Source organism: Phenylobacterium sp., from assembly GCF_037968635.1.
Classification (GTDB): domain Bacteria; phylum Pseudomonadota; class Alphaproteobacteria; order Caulobacterales; family Caulobacteraceae; genus Phenylobacterium.
The window spans coordinates 1-19,719 of the sequence record NZ_JBBKVV010000028.1 but is presented as its reverse complement, the minus strand read 5'-3'; the positions used below and the strand labels follow the sequence as shown (position 1 = coordinate 19,719).

General features: G+C 67.3%; 21 protein-coding genes, 1 other RNA gene and 2 pseudogenes. 22 read left to right on the top strand and 2 right to left on the bottom strand.

Going from position 1 to position 19,719, the window contains the following annotated elements; genetic code table 11:
• Positions 1 to 37: 37 nt before the first annotated feature.
• On the bottom strand, positions 38 to 466 hold the full coding sequence (locus AAC997_RS03010; RefSeq protein WP_340644220.1) for a PaaI family thioesterase: 429 nt from the start codon (positions 464 to 466) through the stop codon (positions 38 to 40).
• A 174-nt stretch (positions 467 to 640) separates the two neighbouring features.
• On the opposite strand from AAC997_RS03010, the gene AAC997_RS03005 reads away from it, so the two are divergent.
• Together AAC997_RS03005 and AAC997_RS03000 are read left to right on the top strand one after the other, a co-directional pair.
• Complete coding sequence (locus AAC997_RS03005) at positions 641 to 958, top strand: hypothetical protein (RefSeq protein WP_340644219.1); 318 nt, start codon at positions 641 to 643, stop codon at positions 956 to 958.
• A gap of 161 nt (positions 959 to 1,119) precedes the next feature.
• Positions 1,120 to 2,622: a phospholipase D-like domain-containing protein gene (locus tag AAC997_RS03000; RefSeq protein WP_340644218.1), complete on the top strand. Its 1,503-nt coding sequence runs from the start codon at positions 1,120 to 1,122 to the stop codon at positions 2,620 to 2,622.
• Here the strand turns inward: AAC997_RS03000 and AAC997_RS02995 are convergent.
• Positions 2,600 to 3,331 carry an endonuclease/exonuclease/phosphatase family protein gene (locus tag AAC997_RS02995; RefSeq protein WP_340644217.1) on the bottom strand — a complete coding sequence of 244 codons (732 nt, stop codon included), beginning with the start codon at positions 3,329 to 3,331 and terminating at the stop codon, positions 2,600 to 2,602. The two genes, AAC997_RS03000 and AAC997_RS02995, sit on opposite strands and share 23 nt — an antisense overlap.
• A 104-nt stretch (positions 3,332 to 3,435) precedes the next feature.
• Here AAC997_RS02995 and AAC997_RS02990 point away from each other — a divergent pair, with 104 nt between their 5' ends.
• The 20 genes and pseudogenes from AAC997_RS02990 to murD all read left to right on the top strand — a co-directional run.
• The gene (locus AAC997_RS02990; protein ID WP_340644216.1) at positions 3,436 to 3,681 is read left to right on the top strand and encodes a hypothetical protein; all 246 of its coding nucleotides are present in this window, start codon (positions 3,436 to 3,438) and stop codon (positions 3,679 to 3,681) included.
• A gap of 32 nt (positions 3,682 to 3,713) precedes the next feature.
• Entirely contained in the window at positions 3,714 to 4,727 is a 1,014-nt protein-coding gene (locus AAC997_RS02985) for an adenosine deaminase (protein ID WP_340644215.1), read from the top strand.
• A gap of 119 nt (positions 4,728 to 4,846) precedes the next feature.
• The gene (locus tag AAC997_RS02980; RefSeq protein WP_340644214.1) at positions 4,847 to 6,046 is read left to right on the top strand and encodes an acyl-CoA dehydrogenase family protein; all 1,200 of its coding nucleotides are present in this window, start codon (positions 4,847 to 4,849) and stop codon (positions 6,044 to 6,046) included.
• Between the two features lie 63 nt (positions 6,047 to 6,109).
• Complete coding sequence (locus AAC997_RS02975; protein ID WP_340644213.1) at positions 6,110 to 6,532, top strand: endonuclease domain-containing protein; 423 nt, start codon at positions 6,110 to 6,112, stop codon at positions 6,530 to 6,532.
• Positions 6,533 to 6,543: 11 nt separating this feature from the next.
• Entirely contained in the window at positions 6,544 to 7,689 is a 1,146-nt protein-coding gene (locus AAC997_RS02970; RefSeq protein WP_340644212.1) for an acyl-CoA dehydrogenase family protein, read from the top strand.
• Between the two features lie 117 nt (positions 7,690 to 7,806).
• Positions 7,807 to 7,935: a hypothetical protein gene (locus tag AAC997_RS02965; protein WP_340644211.1), complete on the top strand. Its 129-nt coding sequence runs from the start codon at positions 7,807 to 7,809 to the stop codon at positions 7,933 to 7,935.
• A gap of 51 nt (positions 7,936 to 7,986) precedes the next feature.
• Positions 7,987 to 8,580, top strand: a complete 594-nt coding sequence (locus AAC997_RS02960; RefSeq protein ID WP_340644210.1) for a DUF3052 domain-containing protein — start codon at positions 7,987 to 7,989, stop codon at positions 8,578 to 8,580.
• 38 nt (positions 8,581 to 8,618) lie between these two features.
• A complete protein-coding gene (locus AAC997_RS02955) occupies positions 8,619 to 9,512 on the top strand; it encodes a DMT family transporter (RefSeq protein WP_340644209.1) in 894 nt (297 codons plus the stop codon).
• Positions 9,513 to 9,522: 10 nt separating this feature from the next.
• Positions 9,523 to 10,242 carry an N-acetylmuramoyl-L-alanine amidase gene (locus AAC997_RS02950; protein WP_340644208.1) on the top strand — a complete coding sequence of 240 codons (720 nt, stop codon included), beginning with the start codon at positions 9,523 to 9,525 and terminating at the stop codon, positions 10,240 to 10,242.
• Positions 10,242 to 10,844 carry an FMN-binding negative transcriptional regulator gene (locus tag AAC997_RS02945; RefSeq protein WP_340644207.1) on the top strand — a complete coding sequence of 201 codons (603 nt, stop codon included), beginning with the start codon at positions 10,242 to 10,244 and terminating at the stop codon, positions 10,842 to 10,844. Before AAC997_RS02950 ends, AAC997_RS02945 begins: the two co-directional genes overlap by 1 nt.
• Positions 10,841 to 11,386, top strand: coding sequence for a GNAT family protein (locus tag AAC997_RS02940; protein WP_340644206.1), 546 nt, complete (start codon positions 10,841 to 10,843; stop codon positions 11,384 to 11,386). Before AAC997_RS02945 ends, AAC997_RS02940 begins: the two co-directional genes overlap by 4 nt.
• 34 nt (positions 11,387 to 11,420) lie before the next feature.
• Positions 11,421 to 11,802, top strand: an RNA gene (gene rnpB / locus AAC997_RS02935) — RNase P RNA component class A.
• Positions 11,803 to 12,126: 324 nt separating this feature from the next.
• Positions 12,127 to 12,594 carry a division/cell wall cluster transcriptional repressor MraZ gene (locus AAC997_RS02930; protein ID WP_340644205.1) on the top strand — a complete coding sequence of 156 codons (468 nt, stop codon included), beginning with the start codon at positions 12,127 to 12,129 and terminating at the stop codon, positions 12,592 to 12,594.
• The gene (rsmH, locus tag AAC997_RS02925) at positions 12,591 to 13,520 is read left to right on the top strand and encodes a 16S rRNA (cytosine(1402)-N(4))-methyltransferase RsmH (RefSeq protein WP_340644204.1); all 930 of its coding nucleotides are present in this window, start codon (positions 12,591 to 12,593) and stop codon (positions 13,518 to 13,520) included. Before AAC997_RS02930 ends, rsmH begins: the two co-directional genes overlap by 4 nt.
• A complete protein-coding gene (locus AAC997_RS02920) occupies positions 13,517 to 13,840 on the top strand; it encodes a cell division protein (RefSeq protein WP_340644203.1) in 324 nt (107 codons plus the stop codon). The genes rsmH and AAC997_RS02920 overlap by 4 nt, the downstream gene beginning before the upstream one ends.
• On the top strand, positions 13,837 to 15,579 hold the full coding sequence (locus tag AAC997_RS02915) for a penicillin-binding protein 2 (RefSeq protein WP_340644202.1): 1,743 nt from the start codon (positions 13,837 to 13,839) through the stop codon (positions 15,577 to 15,579). Before AAC997_RS02920 ends, AAC997_RS02915 begins: the two co-directional genes overlap by 4 nt.
• Entirely contained in the window at positions 15,579 to 17,039 is a 1,461-nt protein-coding gene (locus AAC997_RS02910; RefSeq protein ID WP_340644201.1) for a UDP-N-acetylmuramoyl-L-alanyl-D-glutamate--2,6-diaminopimelate ligase, read from the top strand. The genes AAC997_RS02915 and AAC997_RS02910 overlap by 1 nt, the downstream gene beginning before the upstream one ends.
• Positions 17,032 to 18,429: pseudogene (locus AAC997_RS02905) on the top strand (Mur ligase family protein). Before AAC997_RS02910 ends, AAC997_RS02905 begins: the two are co-directional and overlap by 8 nt.
• Positions 18,429 to 19,538: a phospho-N-acetylmuramoyl-pentapeptide-transferase gene (gene mraY, locus AAC997_RS02900; protein WP_340644200.1), complete on the top strand. Its 1,110-nt coding sequence runs from the start codon at positions 18,429 to 18,431 to the stop codon at positions 19,536 to 19,538. Before AAC997_RS02905 ends, mraY begins: the two are co-directional and overlap by 1 nt.
• Positions 19,539 to 19,557: 19 nt before the next feature.
• Positions 19,558 to 19,719 (top strand): annotated as a pseudogene (gene murD / locus AAC997_RS02895) (UDP-N-acetylmuramoyl-L-alanine--D-glutamate ligase); the annotation flags it as partial.

The window sequence follows — 19,719 nt, the reverse complement described above, 5'->3', positions numbered from 1 at the left end:
GTCTTGATCGGGGCGGGGGGGCGGAGGGGCAGGTCGCTCATGAGGGGATAGCGTAGGTCACCGTCGCCTGCGCCGCCAGCCTGTCCTCGCTCTCCGTCCAGATCCGTACGTCGCAGACCGCGATGCGGCGGCCCAGGCGAAGGAAGCTCGCCTCGGCATGCAGGTCGCCGGGGACCGCGCCGCGCAGGAAGTTCATCACCAGCGAACTGGTCACCGCCATCAACTGGTCGCCGATATGGGCCAGGATCAGAGCATAGGCCGCGGTGTCGGCCAGGCTCATCAGGTTGGGGCCCGAGATCACCCCTCCCGGACGCAGCATGCCGCCGCCATAGGCCCGCACGATGTGGGCCCGGCCCGCGGCGAGGGCGGTCACCTGCGGCAGGGCTTCGGGCGGGGCGTCGGGGAAGGCGCGCGCCATCAGGGCGTTCACACCGGCGATGTCGAGCTTGAGATCGGGCTGGGCCATATCAATGTTCTGCCGAACCATTCGCAACATTACAAGATATTTATGTTGTCGAAGTAACGGCGGTCAAAAATTAAGGAATGGTAAGATTCCAATACTCAATGTTGCTGCGAATTCATTTGAAGGGTCCGCGTCCCGAGGGCAGGTTCGCGCCATCGTAGTTCGAGGGAAAACACCATGCGTATCGCCGTCATCACACTCACCGCCGCCGCCGCCCTGATGGCCGCCGGCTCCGCCTTGGCCGCCGCCCAGGTCACCGATGTGGACTTCATCAAGGCCAGCCGCTGCCGGGGCATCGCCACCTCCGCGGCCGCCGACACCGCCGACCTGGACGCCTGGCTGAAGACCGCCAGCAAGTCCCGCTCGACAGCCGTCATGGACAAGGCCGCCGTGGCCGAGGACGCCGGCCGCCGGGAAGCCAAGACCACCAACGCCGAGCGCAAGGCCCGCCTCGCCACCGAACTCGGCGGCCCTTGCCAGGTCTTCAAGGGCTAGTCTCTCGAACCGCCCTTGATGTGGAGCGCGTCGGCTCCCCCAGAGCCGGCGCGCTTTTCTTTGGTCCTCGCGCCCTCCTTAGTTAGTGCGGAGTCGACGGGAACCCGACGTTGGCGCAGGCTTTCTTGCAGCGTGGCGTAAATTGGGGTTTCGATCGGTCTATGAGCGTATTGAAACCCGGCGACACGGCCTGGCGCGTCGGCCGCGCCAACCGCGCCGCCTTTCTGATCGACACAGAGGCCTACTACACCGCCGTTTTCGAGGCGTTGCGAAAGGCCAAGCACTCGGTGCTGCTGCTGGGCTGGGGATTTGATCCCCGCACGCGGCTGTTCCCGGACGGCATGGAAACCCCCGACGATCCCGACGAGGCCGGCCGCATCCTGGTGGAGCTGGCGCGCGCCCGTCCGGGCCTGGATATCCGGCTGCTGATCTGGAAGTCGGCCCTGCCGATCGCCGCCAGCCAGGAATTCTTCCCCCACAAGGCCCGCAAGTGGTTCGAGAAGACGGGCGTGAAGTTCCGGCTGGACGACGCGGTGCCCATGGGCGGCTGCCATCATCAGAAGCTGCTGGTGGTGGATGACAAGCTGGCCATCTGCGCCAGTGGCGACATCTGCGTCGACCGCTGGGACACGGCAGGGCACCGTGACCACGAACCACGTCGGATCATGCCCGACCAGGAATGTCACGAGCCCCGGCATGAGGTGATGCTGATGGTGGACGGCCCGGCGGCCAAGGATCTGGGCGATCTGGCGCGGGAGCGCTGGTGCAGGGCCACCAAGGAAGTTGTGCCCCCGCCGCCGGAAACGGATGGAGATCCCTGGCCGACCCACGTCCCGGCGGCGCTGCTGGACATGGAGGTCGGCATCGCCCGGACCATGCCGGCCTGGCGCCATGAACCCCAGGTGGAGGAGATCCGGCGTCTGACCCACGCCTCGATCCACGCCGCCAAGGACATCATCTATCTGGAGAACCAGTACTTTACCTCGCCCCTGATCGCCGAGGCCCTGGCCGTGCGCCTGGCTGAGCCAAACGGGCCCGAGATCGTGCTGATCTCCACGGGCGCCAGCCCGAGCTGGTTTGACCAACTGACGATGGATCGGGCGCGGTCCAACATGCTGTGGCGCCTGCGCTCGGCCGACGTGTTCGGACGGTTCCGGGCCTACTACCCGATCACCCCGGCCGGGACGAAGATCATCGTCCATTCAAAGAGCACGATCATCGACGACACCCTGGCGCGGGTCGGGTCGGCCAACCTGAACAACCGCTCCGGCGGTTTCGACACCGAGCTTGAGCTGGCGATTGAGGCCACGACCGAGCGGGCGCGGTTGAATATCTCGGCCTTCCGCGATCGCTCAATCGGCCACTTCCTGGGCTATACCGGCGACGCGGTGGGCAAGGCCCGGCAGGAGCGGGGCGGCCTGATCGCGGCCATCGACGCCTTGAATCGCGAAGGGCGGCTCTCACCGATTCTGCCCATGAAAATGACGCCGTTTGGTGAGTTCATCGCCGCCTACCACCTGGGCGATCCGGTCAACGTCAGCGACTCCTGGCGGCCGGGACGGCGGCGGGACCGGCTCTATGCCGAGGCGCGCGCCTTGGGCCAGGGGGGGATATTCGAATCCCGCAACTGGCGGGCGCCGCTCACGAAATCTCGAAATCCATGACCAGGGGCAGGTGATCCGACGCCGCCCGGGTCAGCGGATTGAAGGGGGCGGTCAGGTCGGTCACCCGGATCTCCGGGCTGACGAACAGATGGTCTATCCGCACCACCGGCAGGGCGGACGGGAAGGTCGAGGTCGGCTTCTTGACCGGCGCGAGGCGGCGCGCACCCTGCAGCCGTCCCACCAGGGTGCGATAGACCACCGAGGTCGGGCTGGCGTTGAAGTCCCCCAGCAGAATGGTGGGGCCTTCGCACTTCGGATGCTTCAGCCAGGCCGGCCCGGCCAGGCAGGCGGCCTGGAGCTGCTGTTCCCTGGGCACTAGGCCCAGGTGAGTATTGATGATCTGCACCTTCTTGCCGTCGATCTCCACCGCGATCCACACGGCGCCTCGCGGCTCCAGTTGCGGGATGCGGCCATAGCCGGGCAGGGGACCGACCTGGACCAGGTGTTCGGGATAGGCGGTGAGGATGGCGTCGCCATAGAGTTCCTCCTCCACCTTCATGGCGGGGTGGAAGTGGACCGCCATCTTCAGGCGCTGGGCGATCTCATGAGCCTGGTCCACATTGCCGGTCCGCAGGCGGCCGACGTCCAGTTCCTGCAAGGCGACGATATCGGGTCGCAGACTGGCGATGACGTCGGCGACCCGGCCGACGTCGAGACGTCGATCTGTGCCAACGCAGCGGTGGACATTGTAGGTGATGATACGCGGCATAGGGCCCGTGTGATGCGCGCCCGGGCCGTCGGGCGCAAGGTGGGGAACGGCTGGCAGGCGGCGAAGGTTCGCGTCATGACGGGCGAAATCAGGAGAGCCTACGGATGATCTGGATCGCAGCGGCTGCGGCCGCGACAACCGTGATGGCCGGCCAGGGGCTGGCGAGCATCCAGTGCCGGGTCGCCGCGGGTCAGGTGCTGCGCGACTGTGTGGTGCTGTCGGAGACGCCGAAGGGCGCCAATGTCGGCGCCTTCGCCCTGAAGCTCGCCAAGGGTTTCCATCCCCAGCCGGGCGACCGGCGCATCAGGGACGGCAAGATCGTCATCCAGATGAAGTTCAAGCTGCCTTGACGGATGGCCCTCGCCGCCGGGAGATAGCGGCCATGAAACCGACAGCCGACTTCATCCGTGGCCTGCCCAAGGCCGAGCTTCACCTCCACATCGAGGGCAGCCTCGAGCCCGAGCAGATGTTCGAGTTCGCACGCCGCAACAAGGTCGATCTGCCGTTCAAGAGTGTGGAGGAGGTGAGGGCGGCCTACGCCTTCTCAAACCTGCAGGACTTCCTGGACATCTACTACCAGGGCGCGGGCGTGCTGCAGACGGAGGAAGATTTCCGCGACCTGGCCATGGCCTATTTCCGGCGCGCGGCGGCGGACGGAACGGTGCACGCCGAGATCTTCTTCGATCCTCAGACCCATACCGAGCGGGGCATCCCCTTCGCCGTCGCCGCCGAGGGCCTTCTGGCCGGGATGGCGCAGGCGGAAAAGGAACTGGGCGTCACGTCGAAGCTGATTCTCAGCTACCTGCGCCATCTCTCGGAGGAGGACGCCTTCAAGACCTTGCGGGAGGCTGAGCCCTATCTGGACCGCATGGTGGGCGTTGGACTGGACTCCTCGGAGCTTGGCCATCCGCCCAACAAGTTCGCTCGGGTCTACAAGGCTTCCCGGGAGCGGGGGCTGAAGCTTCTCGCGCACGCGGGCGAGGAAGGGCCGCCAGAATATGTCTGGGAAGCCCTGGACGGCCTGGCGGTGGACCGGATCGACCACGGCAACCGCGCGCTGGAGGACCCGGCCCTGGTGAAGCGGCTGGTGGCTGACGGCATGACGCTCACGGTCTGTCCGCTGTCGAACCTGAAGCTCTGCGTGGTGGATGACCTGAAGAACCACCCGCTGAAGCGGATGCTGGACCTGGGCCTGAAGGCCACCATCAACTCCGACGATCCGGCCTATTTCGGCGGCTATATCGGCGAGAACTGGACAGCGACGACCGCCGCCCTGGGCCTGACCCGCGACGAGCTTGCCACGCTCGCCCGCAACAGCTTCACAGGGTCGTTCCTTGCGCCGGGCGAGATCGCGTCCAGGGTGGCGGAGGTGGACGCCTACATGGCCCATAGCTGACGCCGCCGAAGGGAATTTCTTGACGCTGACGTCAACGTCATCTTCCCAAGGTGGAGGCGTTTGCCTATGGTCCGGCCGTACGCAATACGCTGTAAGCGGAAGCGCCAGGGAGCCTTGTGATGAACCTCGATTTCTCGCCCGAAGATAATGCCTTCCGTGAGGAGGCCCGCGCCTTCCTGGCCGACAGCTACCCCAAGGCGTTGCGCGAAAAGCAGGAGCGCGGTGAGACGCTCGGCAAGGAGGACTACCTCTCCTGGCACCGCGTCCTGGCCAAGAAGGGCTGGTCTGCGCCCTCATGGCCGAAGGAGTGGGGGGGCACCGAATGGACCCCCACCCAGAAATACATCTGGTCTGAGGAACAGGCCCGCGCCGACACCCTTGGCATCCTGCCCTTCGGCGTCGCGATGCTGGCGCCGGTGATCTACACCTTCGGCACCGAGGAGCAGAAGGCGAAGTTCCTGCCCGACATCCGTGACGGCAAGATCTGGTGGTGCCAGGGCTATTCCGAGCCCGGCGCCGGTTCTGACCTGGCAAGCCTCAAGACCCGCGCCGAGCGCGTGACCGAGGACGGCAAGGAATATTACATCGTCAATGGCCAGAAGACGTGGACGACGCTCGGCCAGCACGCCGACTGGGGCTTCTTCCTGGTCCGCACCGATCCGGACTCCAAGCCGCAGGCCGGCATCAGCTTCCTGCTGATCGACATGAAGACGCCGGGCGTCACCGTGCGCCCGATCATCACCCTGGAGGGCGGCCACGAGGTCAATGACGTCTTCCTGGATAATGTGAAGGTGCCGGTGGAGAACCGCGTCTTCCACGAGAACCAGGGCTGGACCTGCGCCAAGGCGCTGCTGGCCCACGAACGCTCCGGCATCGCCGGGGTGGCGCGCTCCAAGCGCGGCCTGGAGCGCGTGCGGGAGATGGCCTCGACGGAGTTGGCCGACGCCGGCGGCGCCTTGCTGGCGGACCCCTTCTTCAAGCGCAAGGTGGCCGAGCTGGAGATCGACCTGACGGCGCTGGAGTTCACCGAACTGCGCACCCTGGCCGGCGAGAGCAGCGGCAAGGGGCCGGGGACGGAGAGCTCGATCCTGAAGATCAAGGGCACAGAGATCCAGCAGCGTCTGCAGGAACTGGCCCTGGAAGCCGCGGGCCATTACGGCGCGCCCTTCCTGGGCGAAGGCGGCCACAACTCCGGCGTCGGCCCGTTGCACTCGATCGACACGGCCGGCGACTATTTCAACGGCCGGAAGACCTCGATCTACGGCGGCTCCAACGAGATCCAGCGCAACATCATCGCCAAGATGGTGCTGGGACTCTAGGGCGACCGGTCGAAGGAGGAAGAACAAGAAAGCTCCCCTCCCCCTTGCGGGGAGGGGTTGGGGGTGGGGGTGCCGGAGCGAACGCCGGGAGCTTTGCACAAGTCGGACCGCGCAGACCGCGCGGCGCGTCGAATGCGGCGTGAACCGACAAGGGCCGAGGTGCTGCTCTGGAACGGTCTCCGACGGATGGAGGAGACCGACGCCCACTTCCGAAGACAGGCTCCCATGGGGCCGTATGTGGTTGATTTCGTCTGTCACTCGGCTCGATTGATCGTCGAGGTGGATGGCAAGGTTCACGAGCTTGAACAGGTCGCCCTTCGTGACCTTGATCGAGCGACCTGGCTTGAGGGGCGCGGCTATCGCGTGCTTCGGGTGACCAATGACGAAGTGACCGGAGATATCGCTTCGGTGCTGACGCGGATACTTTCCGCGCTCGGAGCCGGCACCCCCACCCCAACCCCTCCCCGCAAGGGGGAGGGGCTCTAGGAGGAACGACCTTGGATTTCAGCTTCACCGAAGAACAGTCGATGTTGCGCGACACGGTCGCCAGCTACCTGGCCGACAACTACAGCTTCGACCAGCGGCGCGCGGCGCTGAAGGCCGAGCCGGGCTGGCGGCCTCAGGTCTGGAAGGCTTTCGCCGACGAGCTCGGTATCCTGGGCGCGGCCTTCTCGGAAGAGCAGGGCGGCCTGGGCGGCGGCGCCACCGACAACATGGTGATCATGGAGGAACTGGGTAAGGCGCTGGTCGTCGAGCCCTACGTGCCCACCGTCGTCATCGGCGGCGGTTTCCTGAAGCACGGCAAGCCGGCCGGCGCCGACGACCTGATCGGCAAGATCATTGCTGGGGAGGCCATCATCGCCTTCGCCTATGCCGAGCCCCAGGGCCGCTACACCTTGAGCGACCTGAAGACCACGGCCAAGAAGGACGGCGCGGGCTACGTGCTCAACGGCCACAAGGCCGTCGTGATCGGCGCGCCCTACGCCACCCACCTGATCGTCACCGCCCGCACCGGGGGCGGCCAGCGCGAGGCCCAGGGCGTCTCGGTGTTCATCGTGCCCAAGGACGCCAAGGGCGTGACGACCCGGGACTATCCCACCGTCGACGGCTTCCGCGCCTCGGAGGTCTATTTCGAGAACGTCGCCGTGGGCGCCGAAGCCATGATCGGTCCCGAAGGCCAGGCCCTGCCGCTGGTGGAGAAGGTGATGGACGAGGCCGTGGCCGCGACCTGCGCCGAGGCCTGCGGCGTCCTGCGCCAACTGCACGAAGGCACGGTGGAATACGCCCGCCAGCGCAAGCAGTTCGGCCAGCCGATCTCCAGCTTCCAGGTGCTGCAGCACCGGATGGTGGACATGTTCATCCAGCTCGAACAGTCGATCTCCATGACCTACATGGCCGATATCAAGCTGACCGAGAGCGATGTCGAGCGCGCCAAGGGCGTGTCGGCGGCCAAGGTGCAGATCGGCAAGGCCTGCAAGTTCGTCGGCCAGAACGCCATCCAGATCCACGGCGGCATGGGCATGACCGACGAGATGGCCATCGGCCACTATTTCAAGCGCGCCACCATGATCGAGGCGGCTTTCGGCTCCACCGACCATCACCTGGCGCGGTACGAGACCCTGTCGCTGGGCAAGGCTGCGTAAGGGTTTCCGCTGTCTGAAGAGGCTTCATCCGTAGGCGGAATTCCTCCGTGGACGGATGTTCCTCTTGCGTCGTCGAATCTTCAGGGCGCAGCCTGCGCGCTCTGGAGGAGACGCGACATGACCGTAAGCAAGATGGACCACGCCCTGTTGTCCTTCGCCTTCCTGGGCAATCTCTCGGCGCCCGCGCGGCGCAACGAGGGTAAGCCGCCGCCTGCGCCACGGACCGGCAAACCGTCAAAGCGTTAGGCTTGCGCGTTGTCGCCCGCGTGGCCAAGCTAGGTCGACGGGAGGAACGCCATGGGCAAGGACGCTCAGGTTCGCGCGCAGTTCGGCGACGGCGAGGACGCCGGTCGCCTGCAGTACGAGGCGCCGAAGCTGCTGTTCCGTGGAACCGGGCGGCGGGTGTTCGAAGGGGAGGCGTTGAAGGGTGTCCGCGCCGAGGCCGGCGATCTGGTGCTGGCCGACGGCTCGCGGTTCGCCCTGGGCGACAAGGCTGCCGCCAGCTGGGCCGATGCGATCGCCAATCCCAAGAGCCGGCTGGACAAGCTGGGGGTGAAGCCTGGCATGAGGGTCGCGGTGCTGAACGTGGCCGACGACACCTTGGCCGGCGAACTGGCCGCGCGTGATGCGGCCCCGGTGGCCGACCTCACCGGCCTCGACCTGCTGTTCTACGCCGCCGACAGCATCGCCGAACTCGACCGCATCCCGGACCTGATCCCGGCGCTCGCCGGCAAGGGCGCGCTGTGGATCGTCTCGCGCAAGGGCAAGGCCGCCGCGCTGAAGGACGTGGAGGTTATGGCCGCGGCCAAGGCTCACGGCCTGGTGGATAGCAAGGTGGTCGGCTTCTCCGACACCCTGACCGCCCTGCGGTTCACACGACGCAAGGCATGATGGTTCCCAGCGTCACGAAACCCCTCTAAGCCCGGCCCATGTCGCTTCGAGATTTCGCCCTGCTGGCCTTCGTCTGCATCGTCTGGGCCACCAACAACATCGTGTCGAAGTTCGTGGTCACCCATCTGGGCGTGCCGCCGATGTTCTATGCCGCCGTGCGCTTCGCCGTGGTGCTGATCGCGGTCTTTCCCTGGTTGCTGCCGATGCCGCGCCCGCGCTGGCGCATGCTGGTGGTGGGCATGCTGATGGGGGCGGGCACCTTCGCCCTGGTGTTCATAGGCTTGAAGACCTCCAGTCCCTCCGCGGTGGCCATCGTCAGCCAGGTCGGGGTGCCGATCACCACCCTGCTGTCCTTCGTGATCCTCAAGGAGCGCCTCACCGCCCGTCGGGTCATCGGCATGCTGCTGACCCTGACCGGGGTGCTGGCGGTGATGTGGGACCCGCACGGCTTCATGATTTCCACCGGCCTGCTGTTCATCGTCGCCGCCTCGTTCCTGGGGGGGCTTGGCGCGGTGATGATGAAACAGATGGAGGGCGTGAAACCGCTTCGGTTGCAGGCCTGGGTGGGGCTGTCGTCCCTGATCCCGATGGTCGTTCTGTCGACGTGGCTCGAGCCGGGCCAGGTTCAGGCCGGTGTGGCGGCGGGTTGGCCCTTCGTCGCCGCGGCCCTGTTCTCAGGCCTGGTGGTCTCGGTCCTGGCCCATACCCTCTATTACAGTCTGATCCAGAGATATGAGGCGAACCTGATCTCGCCGCTCACCCTGATGACGCCCCTGGCCACCATCGCCATGGGGGTGGTCTTCACCCAGGACGTCTTCGATCTGCGGATGGCCTTCGGTACGGCGGTGGCCCTGGCCGGCGTCCTGGTCATCGCCCTGCGGCCCAGCCAGGCCATGGCTTTGCTGGTGGCCTTGCGCAACCGGTCGCAATAACCTTGAGCACATGACTCCGATCCCCGCGCCCTCGCCCAACTTCGACGTCCGCAAGACCCCGCCGGACATGATCGTCCTGCACTATACCGGCATGCAGACCGGCGAGGCGGCGCTGGCGCGGCTGCGCGACCCCGAGGCCAAGGTCTCCTCCCACTACGTCGTGGAGGAGGACGGCCGGGTCTTCACCCTGGTGGCCGAGGAGCGGCGGGCCTGGCACGCCGGGGTCTCCTCCTGGAAGGGCGAGCGCGACATCAACGGCCGCTCGGTCGGCGTCGAGATCGTCAATCCGGGCCACGAGTTCGGCTATCGCCCCTTCCCGGAGGCGCAGATCGCCGCGGTGATCGAGCTGGTGGCGGAGATCCGCACCCGCTGGACCATCGAGGACGGTTTCATCGTCGGCCATTCCGACGTCGCCCCGGACCGCAAGCAGGATCCCGGCGAGTTCTTCCCCTGGAAGCGGCTTGCGCAAGCCGGTCACGGCCTGTGGGCCGAACCCGCCGCCGCCCCAGGGCAACCCATCAGCGAGGGGGAGGAGGGGGCCGCCGTCTTCGCCCTGCAGGCCGGGTTCACGCGGCTGGGTTTTGACTGCGCCCCGTCGGGCAAGTTCGATGCGCACACCACCGCCGTCGTCACCGCCTTCCAGCGCCACTGGCGCCCGGAAAAGGTGGACGGGATCGCCGATGGCGAAACTCGGGCGCGGCTGATCGCCCTCCTGCGGCTGGGAAGCTGATGCACCCCTCCGGGCTTTTCAAGGTGGAGGACGAAGCGGCGCTCCTGGAACATCTGGCGGCGTTCCCGTTCTCCACCATCGCCGCCTCGGTCGGTGGCCGGCTCCTGGTGGCCCACACCCCGGTGATCGCGCGGCGGATCGACGGCGCCCTGGTGCTCGACTTCCACCTGTCGCGGGGCAACGCCCTGACGCCAGCGGTGACGGACGGCTTTCATGCGGTGGCGGTCAGTTTGGCGGCGGACGCCTATGTCAGTCCCGATTGGTACGACAACAAGGACAGCGTCCCGAGCTGGAACTACGTCTCCGTCGAGGTGGCCGGGCCTGTGACGGCCTTGGGCGAGCCTGGATTGATCGCCGTGGTGGACGACCTCTCAGCCATGGAGGAGGCGCGCCTGGCGCCCAAGCCGCCCTGGACCCGGGACAAGATGAGCCCTGGCAAGTTCGAGCGCCTGCTGCGCGGCATCGTCGGCGCGCGCATGGTGGTCGAGCGGTTCGAAGGGACCAGCAAACTGTCGCAGAACAAGACTCCCGCCGACCGGGCCGGCGTCATGGCGGCGCTCGCCGATCATCCCATCGGCCGGCGGATGCGGGATCTGGGATGAGCCTGGAACTCGCCACCTGCGTCCTCAAGGTCGGCGAATACAGGCTGGCGCCCCTGCAACGCGACGACGCTGACGGGCTGTTTGAGTTGTTTCGTGACCCTTTGGTGGCGGAATTCATGGACATAGCTCCGCTTGAAAGCCTCGCGCAGGCCCATGACATCATCGACTGGGGCGCCGAGCTCGCGGCCGGCGACGGCGGGGTGCGCTGGACCATTCGGCGAGCCGGCGCGGACGATCTGATCGGCACGGTCGGCTTCAACAACCTGATCTTCGACCGGGCCCGTCGTGGGGAGGTGGCCTATGACCTGCGGCGCGCCGAGTGGGGGCGTGGCGTCATGAGCCAGATCCTGCCGCACGTCCTGTCCTTCGGCTTCAACCACCTCTCCCTGCGGCGCATCGAGGCCATGGTCACGCTGGGCAATGCGCGGTCCTGTTCGCTGCTGGAGCGGCACGGCTTTTCCCTCGAAGGCACGCTGCGCGACCACGCCCACTGGAAGGGCCGCTACTGGGACCAGCTCGTCTACGGACGGCTGGCCGATTGACGGCGCCCGCGTCCCGGCCCATCAAGCGCGCGGACCAGATGGCTGGGCGGTCGCGCCTGCTTCGGCAGGCGAGGAAAGTCCGGGCTCCACGACGACATGGCGGTGGGTAACGCCCACCGGGGGTGACCCTAGGGATAGCGCCACAGAGAGCAGACCTCCGGAGCTTCGGCGCCGGGAAGGGTGAAAGGGTGCGGTAAGAGCGCACCGCGGACCCAGCAATGGGGACGGCATGGCAAGCCCCGCCAGGAGCAAGACCGAATAGGGGTGTCGCGCCGGTTCGCCGGTAGGGCTGTCGTAGGCCCGAGACACCCGGGTAGGTCGCGAGAACCGTCCAGCGATGGGCGGTCCAGAGGAATGATCGCCAATGCCCGTTTGCGCGGGCGGCACAGAACCCGGCTTACAGGCCGTCTGGTCCATCATTTCCCCACTGGGCTCGGTAGAGCAAGAGCGTGGTTGCAGCCGACGCGCGCGACTCTAGTTTTCCACAACCTATGCGACGTTCGGTCGCTATATTTAACGAGTTCTCTGTATGTTCTGTGGATTGTTTACGCGCGTTAACCATAGTTGTCTGCGACATCTTTGAATCCACGCTAAATAGTCATTCAGAGGCATTGTCGCCCAATTGAGCCCGTGTTAACCCAGTTCTTGTCTGTTGAGGGTTGCGGCCGTGTGATTTGCGGTCCGGCCAAGCGGAACGAGGGCGGTCCGAGCGGGGGCCGGAAAAACTGGGGCGCGGCGGGATGTTCGTCTCGACGTTCGAGAAGCAGCTGGACGCAAAGCGGCGCATCGTTGTGCCGCAGGAATTCCGCGCTCTCGCCTCTGGCCCGTTCGACGGAATCATCTGCTTTCCCTCCATCGAAGCCGACTGCATCGAGGGTGGCGGAAAGACGCTGCTGGATCGTTATCTCGGCGTCATCGACGAGATGGATTTCGGCGACCCTCTGCGCTCGGCCCTGGAAACTTCGATCCTGGGCGGCATGGCCAAGATGAGCTTCGACACCGCCGGCCGCGTGACCCTTCCCGAGGGTCTCTGCGACATGTTCGGCCTCTCCGACTGGGTCGTGGTCGTGGGCCTCGGCGACCGGTTCCAGATCTGGGAGCGTGAGGCGTTCCAGGCCCATCGCGCCGCCCAGCGTGAGATCGCGCGCGACGGCCTGGCCCAACTGCGCGCGTCCCAGCGCGCCGCCCGCGCCGGGCTCGGCGCATGAGCGCGCCGCACGTTCCCGTCCTGATGACCGAGGTGCTCGAGGCGCTTAGGCCTGGTCCGGGCCAGAAGGTCGTCGACGGCACCTTCGGGGCCGGCGGCTATTCCCGGGCCCTGCTGGCCACCGGCGCGGAGGTGATCGCCTTCGACCGCGACCCGACCGCCCGCCGTTTCGCCGAAGGGCTGGGCGACAGGTTCCAATTGATCGAAGCCTGTTTCTCCGAGATGGACGACCGGCTGGGAGAGGGCTCCGTCGACGGTGTGGCCCTCGACCTGGGCGTCTCCTCCATGCAGCTGGACGAGGCGGATCGCGGCTTCTCCTTCATGCGGGATGGCCCGTTGGACATGCGCATGGGCGCCGAGGGCCCCACCGCCGCCGAGCTGATCAACACCGCCGAGCCCGCCGAGCTCTCGCGGATCTTCTGGGTCTATGGCGAAGAGAAGAAGGCCCGCCGGATCGCCGGCGCCATCGCGCGCCGCCGCGAGGAGCAGCCCTTCGAGCGGACCCTGGAATTCGCCGACTTCGTCGAGCGTGTCCTGGGCGGCCGCCGTGGCGCCAAGGTGCATCCGGCCACCCGCACCTTCCAGGGCCTGCGTATCGCGGTGAACGACGAGCTTTCCGAACTGGAGGCGGGTCTCGCCTCGGCCGAACGTGTGCTGAAGCCGGGCGGTCGGCTGGCGGTGGTGACCTTCCATTCGCTGGAGGACCGGATCGTGAAGTCGTTCTTCACGCCCAGGGCCGGCCAGATGCCCGCCGGCTCGCGCCATCTGCCGCCGGCCCAGGCCGGAGCGCCGCCGAGCTTCGACCTGATCTTCAAGGGCGCGCACGCGCCCTCCGACGCCGAGACCGCCGCCAATCCGCGCGCCCGATCGGCCAAGATCCGCGCCGCGATCCGCACCGAGGCGCCGGTCTGGAGGGAGGCCGCATGAGCCTGCTCGATCGCCGTGTCCGGGGTTTCCGCCTGGTCGATGTCGTGGCGCTCGCGCTGCTGATCGCGCTCGTCATGTCGGTCTACCTCGCCAAGACCATCGCTGGCCGGGAGCGGACCGAGATCGCCCTGGTGGAACGGCAAATCGCCATCGAGCATGACCGTATCCGCCTGCTGAAGGCCGAGGTCAGCCACCTGGAGCAGCCCAACCGCATCGAGCAGCTCTCCACCGGCTATCTGGGTCTGGCGCCTATCGCCGCGACGCGTGAAGTGACCCCCGACGCCCTGGCTGAGATCGCCCGCACGGAGCCGAAGTCTTGAGCCTCGCCCACCAGACCTTCCAGGCGCCCGGCTGGGGTTGGCTGAAGGCGCGGCTCTGGGGCCTGGAGCATGCCTTCGAGCGCGCCAAGGCGGCCGGCAAGGCGGAGGACGACACCCGGATCCGTATCTTCTTCGTGGCCGCCATGTTCGCCGCGGGGTTCGTCACCCTGGGCGTCGGCGCCACCCGCATGGCCCTGTTTTCCGACGTAGGGCAGGGGAACGGCCTGACCGCCCCGGTGGGCGCGGCCCGCGCCGACCTGACGGACCGCAACGGCGCCATGCTGGCCGCCGACCTGCTGCACTACGGTCTCTATGTTGATCCGCGCGAGATCTGGGACGCCAACGAGACCCGAACCGCCCTGCGCCTGGCGATGCCGGACCTCTTGCCTGCGCGGCTGGATCGCGCCCTGCGCGGCGAGCGCCGCAGCTTCCTGGTGGGCGGGCTGACGCCGGAGGCTCGTGGCCGCATCCATGCCTTGGGTCTGCCGGGCGTGACCTTTGAGCCCGAGCAACACCGCCTCTATCCGCTGGGGACCACCGCCGCCCACCTGATCGGCTTCGCCGATACCGGCGGTGAAGGTCTGTCGGGTGCGGAACTGGCCCTCAACAGTGCTATCCGCGAAGGCGCGGCCACCCATGGCGCCACGGCGCTCTCCATCGATCTGCGCGTCCAGGCCGCCCTGGAGGACGAACTCTACAAGACCGCCATAGCCCACCAGGCAAGGGACGCCGTGGGCATCATCACCAATGTCCATACCGGCGAAATCCTCGGCATGGCCTCCTATCCGACCTTCGATCCCAACATGGCGGGCAAGGCCGGGCCGGAACGCCTGATCAACCACGCTGCGGCCTCGGTCTATGAGATGGGGTCGACCTTCAAGGTGTTCACCGTGGCCATGGGGCTCGACTCCGGCACGGCGACGCTGGCCTCGACCTTCGACGCCCGCCAGCCGGTGAAGATCGGGGGGCAGACGATCCACGACTACCACCCCGAGAACAAGATCATGTCGGTGGCCGACATCTTCATCCACTCGTCGAACATCGGCACCACCAAGCTCGCCCTGCAGGCGGGCTCACCGACGGTGCAGAAGTATTTCAAGGCCTTCGGCCTGACCCGGGCGACCCCGGTGGAGCTGTCCGAGAGCGCCAAGCCCATCGTGCCGCGCAACTGGAACGAGAACGACCTGGCCTCCACCTCGTTCGGTCACGCCATTTCGGTTTCGCCGCTGGCGGTCGCGGCCGGCATGGGAGCGATCCTGAACGGCGGGACCTATGTGCCCCTGACCATCAAGCCGATGAAGCCCGGCGTCCGCCCCGAGGGGACCCGCGCGGTTTCCGAGGAGACCTCGCGCGCCATGCTGGACCTGATGCGCGTCAACGTGGTTCGCGGCACCGGCGGCAAGGCCAATGCGCCGGGGCTGCGGGTTGGCGGCAAGACCGGCTCGGCCAACAAGATCGTCGGCGGCCGCTACTCCAACAATATCCTGGTCTCGTCCTTCGCCGCGGTCTTCCCCACCGACGGCCCGCTGGAGGCCGACCGCTACTTTGTGCTGATCCTGATGGATGAGCCCAAGGGCACGCCGCAGACCTACGGCTTCGCCACCGGCGGCTGGACCGCCGCGCCTCCGGCCGGCCGGGTGATCGACCGCATCGCGCCGTTCCTGGGCGTGGCGCGCCGTCCCGACCTGGTGACCACCTCGCCCGCCAACGCCGTCGTGCCCATCGAGAGCGAACACTGATGGGCGTGCGTCTGTCCCAACTGGTGGCCCGCGAGTTGGCCGTTGATCCGATGATCGAGGGCGTGACCGCCGACAGCCGCAAGGTGAAGCCGGGCTTCCTGTTCGCCGCCCTGCCGGGGACCAAGGCCGACGGCCTGGCTTTCGTGCCCGGCGCCGTGTCGGCTGGCGCCGCCGCCGTGATCGCCACCGCCGAGGCGCCCGGTGTCGACGTGCCCTTCGTCGTGACGCCCGATCCGCGCCGGGCCTACGCGCTCGCCGCGGCCGCCTTCTGGAAGGTGCAGCCGGCCACGGTGGTCGCCGTGACCGGCACCAACGGCAAGACCTCGGTCGCCGCCTTCTGCCGCCAGATCTTCAACGCCGGCGGCCATCGCGCCGCCAGCATGGGCACGCTGGGCGTCTACGCCACCGGACCCGACGGCTTTGAGTCGGAATTGACGCCGCCCACCGGCCTCACCACACCGGACGCGGCCGACGTCACCGAGTTGATGAGCAAGCTGGTGGCCCAGGGCGTGACCCACCTGGCTCTGGAGGCCTCCTCGCACGGGGTGGACCAGCGGCGCCTCGACGGCGCACGGATCCAGGCCGCCGGCTTCCTGAACCTGACCCAGGACCATCTCGACTATCACCTGACGATGGAGGCCTATCGCGACGCCAAGCTGCGGCTGTTCACGACCCTGCTGCCGCGCGGCGGGACGGCGGTTCTGAACGCCGACTCCGACGCCTATGACGCCTTCGCCGCCGCTGCGGTGACCCAAGGCCAGAGCGTGATGTCGGTGGGCCAGGCGGGCCAGGGCCTGACGCTTGTGGACCAGGCCCCGACCCCGGAAGGCCAGCGCCTGACGATCCTGGCCCAGGGCCAGACCTATGAGGTGAACCTGCCTCTGGTGGGGGGTTACCAGGCCTCCAACGCCCTGGTGGCGGCGGGCCTGTGCATCGCGGCCGGCGAGCCGGTGGCCGGCGTCATGAAGGCGCTTGAGACGTTGGAGGGCGCGCCCGGTCGCCTGCAGTTGGTTGGAACCGGTCCCGAGGGCGGCGTCGCCTATGTGGACTACGCCCACACGCCCGATGGCTTGGAGACGGTGCTGAAGGCCCTGCGGCCGCACGTCGAGGGCAAGCTGATCGTGGTGTTCGGGGCCGGGGGCGATCGTGACCGCACCAAGCGTCCGCTGATGGGCGCCATCGCGGCGAAACACGCTGACCTGGCTATCGTCACCGACGACAATCCCCGCAGCGAGGACCCGGCCGCGATCCGCGCCGAGGTCTTAGCCGGAACCACCGGCATACAGAACATCGGCGACCGCCGCGCGGCGATCCGTGCGGGCGTGGCCTTGCTGGAGGCCGGCGACGTCCTGGTGGTGGCCGGCAAGGGCCACGAACAGGGCATGGCCATCGCCGGTGTTGTTCATCCCTTCGACGATGTGACCGAAGTTGCTCAAGCCCTGGAGGCGCTCTGTGGCTGAGCCGCTGTGGACCTCGCAGGAAATCGTGGCGGCGACGGGCGGACATTTGTCCGGCGCGTCATTCACGGTGAATGGCGTTTCCATCGACACCCGCTCGATCGAGCAGCGCGACCTGTTCGTCGCTCTGGGCGGCGTGCGTGATGGGCATGAGTTTGTCGCCACCGCCATGGCGGGCGAGGCGAGCGGCGCGCTGGTGTCCTAGGGCGTCGTTGTTTCGAGCGTCGTCGTCAGAGTCACGCTCAAGGCGTTGGAAATGCTTGGCGAAGCGGCTCGCGAGCGTGCGCCCCAGGCGCGCCGCGGCGCGGTCACCGGCTCGGTCGGCAAGACCAGCGTCACCCAGGCGGTCCGCGCCGGCCTGATGCTGGCCGGCAAGGCCCATTCCTCGGTGAAGAGCTACAACAACCACATCGGCGTGCCGCTCACCTTGGCGCGGATGCCGCGCGACACCGAGCGCGCGGTGTTCGAGATCGGCATGAACCATGCCGACGAGATCGCGCCCTTGTCGCGGTTCGTGCGGCCCCACGCGGTGGCGATCACCACGGTCGGACCTGTCCACGTCGAGAACTTTCCCGAAGGCGAGGCGGGCGTCGCCCGCGCCAAGGCCGAGATCTTCGCCGGCATCGAGCCGGGCGGCGTGGCGGTGCTGAACGCCGACAACAAGTGGTTCGACTTCTTGAGCGCCGAGGCCCGCAAGGCCGGGGCCGTGGTCCGCAGCTTCGGCTCTGGCGAGACCTGCGACGCGCGGCTGATCGATTTCCAACCCCAGTCTGGTTATGCGGTCGTCCAGGCCCGCCTGCACGGCAAGGCGATGGACTTCCCGATCCTGCAGACCGGCTTCCACTGGGGGCCGAACAGCATGGCCGTCCTGCTGATGCTGGAAGCGCTGGGCGTCGACCTGAACGACAGTCTCGCTGCGCTGGGCAGCTTCGAGCCGTTGGCCGGCCGCGGGGCCGAGCGGGTGAGCAAGCTGGCGGGCGGCGACTTCACCCTGATCGACGAGAGCTACAACGCCAATCCGGTGTCGATGGGCGCGGCCTTCGCGTCTCTGGGCGCGCGCAAGACGACGGGGCGACGGATGGTCGCGCTGACCGACATGCTGGAGCTTGGGTCCGAGGGGCCAGCTTTCCATGCAGGCTTGGCCGGGCCGCTGAATGACGCCGGGGTCGAGCTGGTGTTCTGCGCCGGCCCGCTGATGAAATCCCTGTGGGACGCCCTTCCTCCGACTCGTCGGGGCGGTTACGCCGAGACAGCGGTGGAGTTGGGGCTGCTGATCGCGGCGGCCGTCGAGCCCGGCGATCTCATTATGGTTAAGGGTTCGAACGGCTCGAGAGCCGGCGCGGTGGTGACTGCGCTGGGAGCCCTCGACGTGCGCGCCCAGGAGAGGGGCTGATGCTCTATTGGCTGTATCAACAGCTGTCAGCCGACGGGTACGTTCCGTTCCTGAACCTGTTGAAATATCAAACCTTCCGCACCGGCATGGCGCTGTTTACGGCGCAGCTGGTGGTGGTGGCCATGGGGTCGCGCTTCATCCGTTGGATGCAGGCCAAGCAGGGCAAAGGGCAGCCGATCCGCGCTGACGGCATCGAGCGTCACGTGGTCGAAAAGGCCGGCACCCCGACCATGGGCGGGGTCATGATCCTGGCCGGTCTGCTGGTCGGCACGCTGCTGTGGTCGGACCTGACGAATGTCTATGTCTGGGCCGTGATCCTGGTGACCGCCGGCTACGGGATCTTGGGCTTCACCGACGACTACGCCAAGGTCACCAAGCAGACGACCGATGGCGTCTCGGGCAAGGTCAGGCTGTTGATGGAAACGGCGATCGCCCTCGCCGCCGTCGCCCTGATGGTGGTGTTCGGCACCAATCCCCCCGAGACCCCGGAACTGTCGACCTCGATCGCGTTCCCGATTTTCAAGCAACTGCTGCTGCCCATGGGCTGGTTCTACCTGCTGTTCGGGGCCTTCATCATTGTCGGCGCGGCCAACGCCGTGAATTTCACCGATGGCCTCGACGGCCTGGCCACCGTGCCGGTTATGATCGCGGCGGCGGCTTTCGGTTTCATCGCCTATCTGGTGGGCAACTTCGTCTTCGCCCAGTATCTGAAGCTGCACTTCGTGCCCGGCGTGGGCGAGGTGGCGGTCTATTGCGGGGCGATGATCGGGGCTGGGCTAGGCTTCCTCTGGTACAACGCGCCGCCCGCCAAGATATTCATGGGCGACACCGGCTCGCTGGCGCTGGGCGGCGGCATCGGCGCCGTGGCCGTGGCCACCAAGCACGAGATCGTGCTGGGCATCATCGGCGGCCTGTTCGTGATCGAAACCTTGTCGGTGATGATCCAGGTCGTGTCGTTCAAGCTGACGGGCAAGCGGGTGTTCCGCATGGCCCCGATCCACCACCATTTCGAAAAGCTCGGCTGGTCGGAATCCACGGTCGTGATCCGTTTCTGGATCATCGCGGTGATGCTCGCCCTGCTGGGTCTTGCAACCTTGAAACTGCGGTAGGGGAGGGCAGGCGTAGGTCATGATCCCGGTCCGCGGCTTTGAAGGCAAGACGGTCGCCGTGTTCGGCCTCGCCCGAACCGGGCTGACGGCCGCGCGCGCGCTGATGCTGGGCGGAGCCGAGGTCGCAGTCTGGGACGAGCGTCCGGAGAGCCGCGCCGCGGCGCAGGCCGAGGGCCTGCCG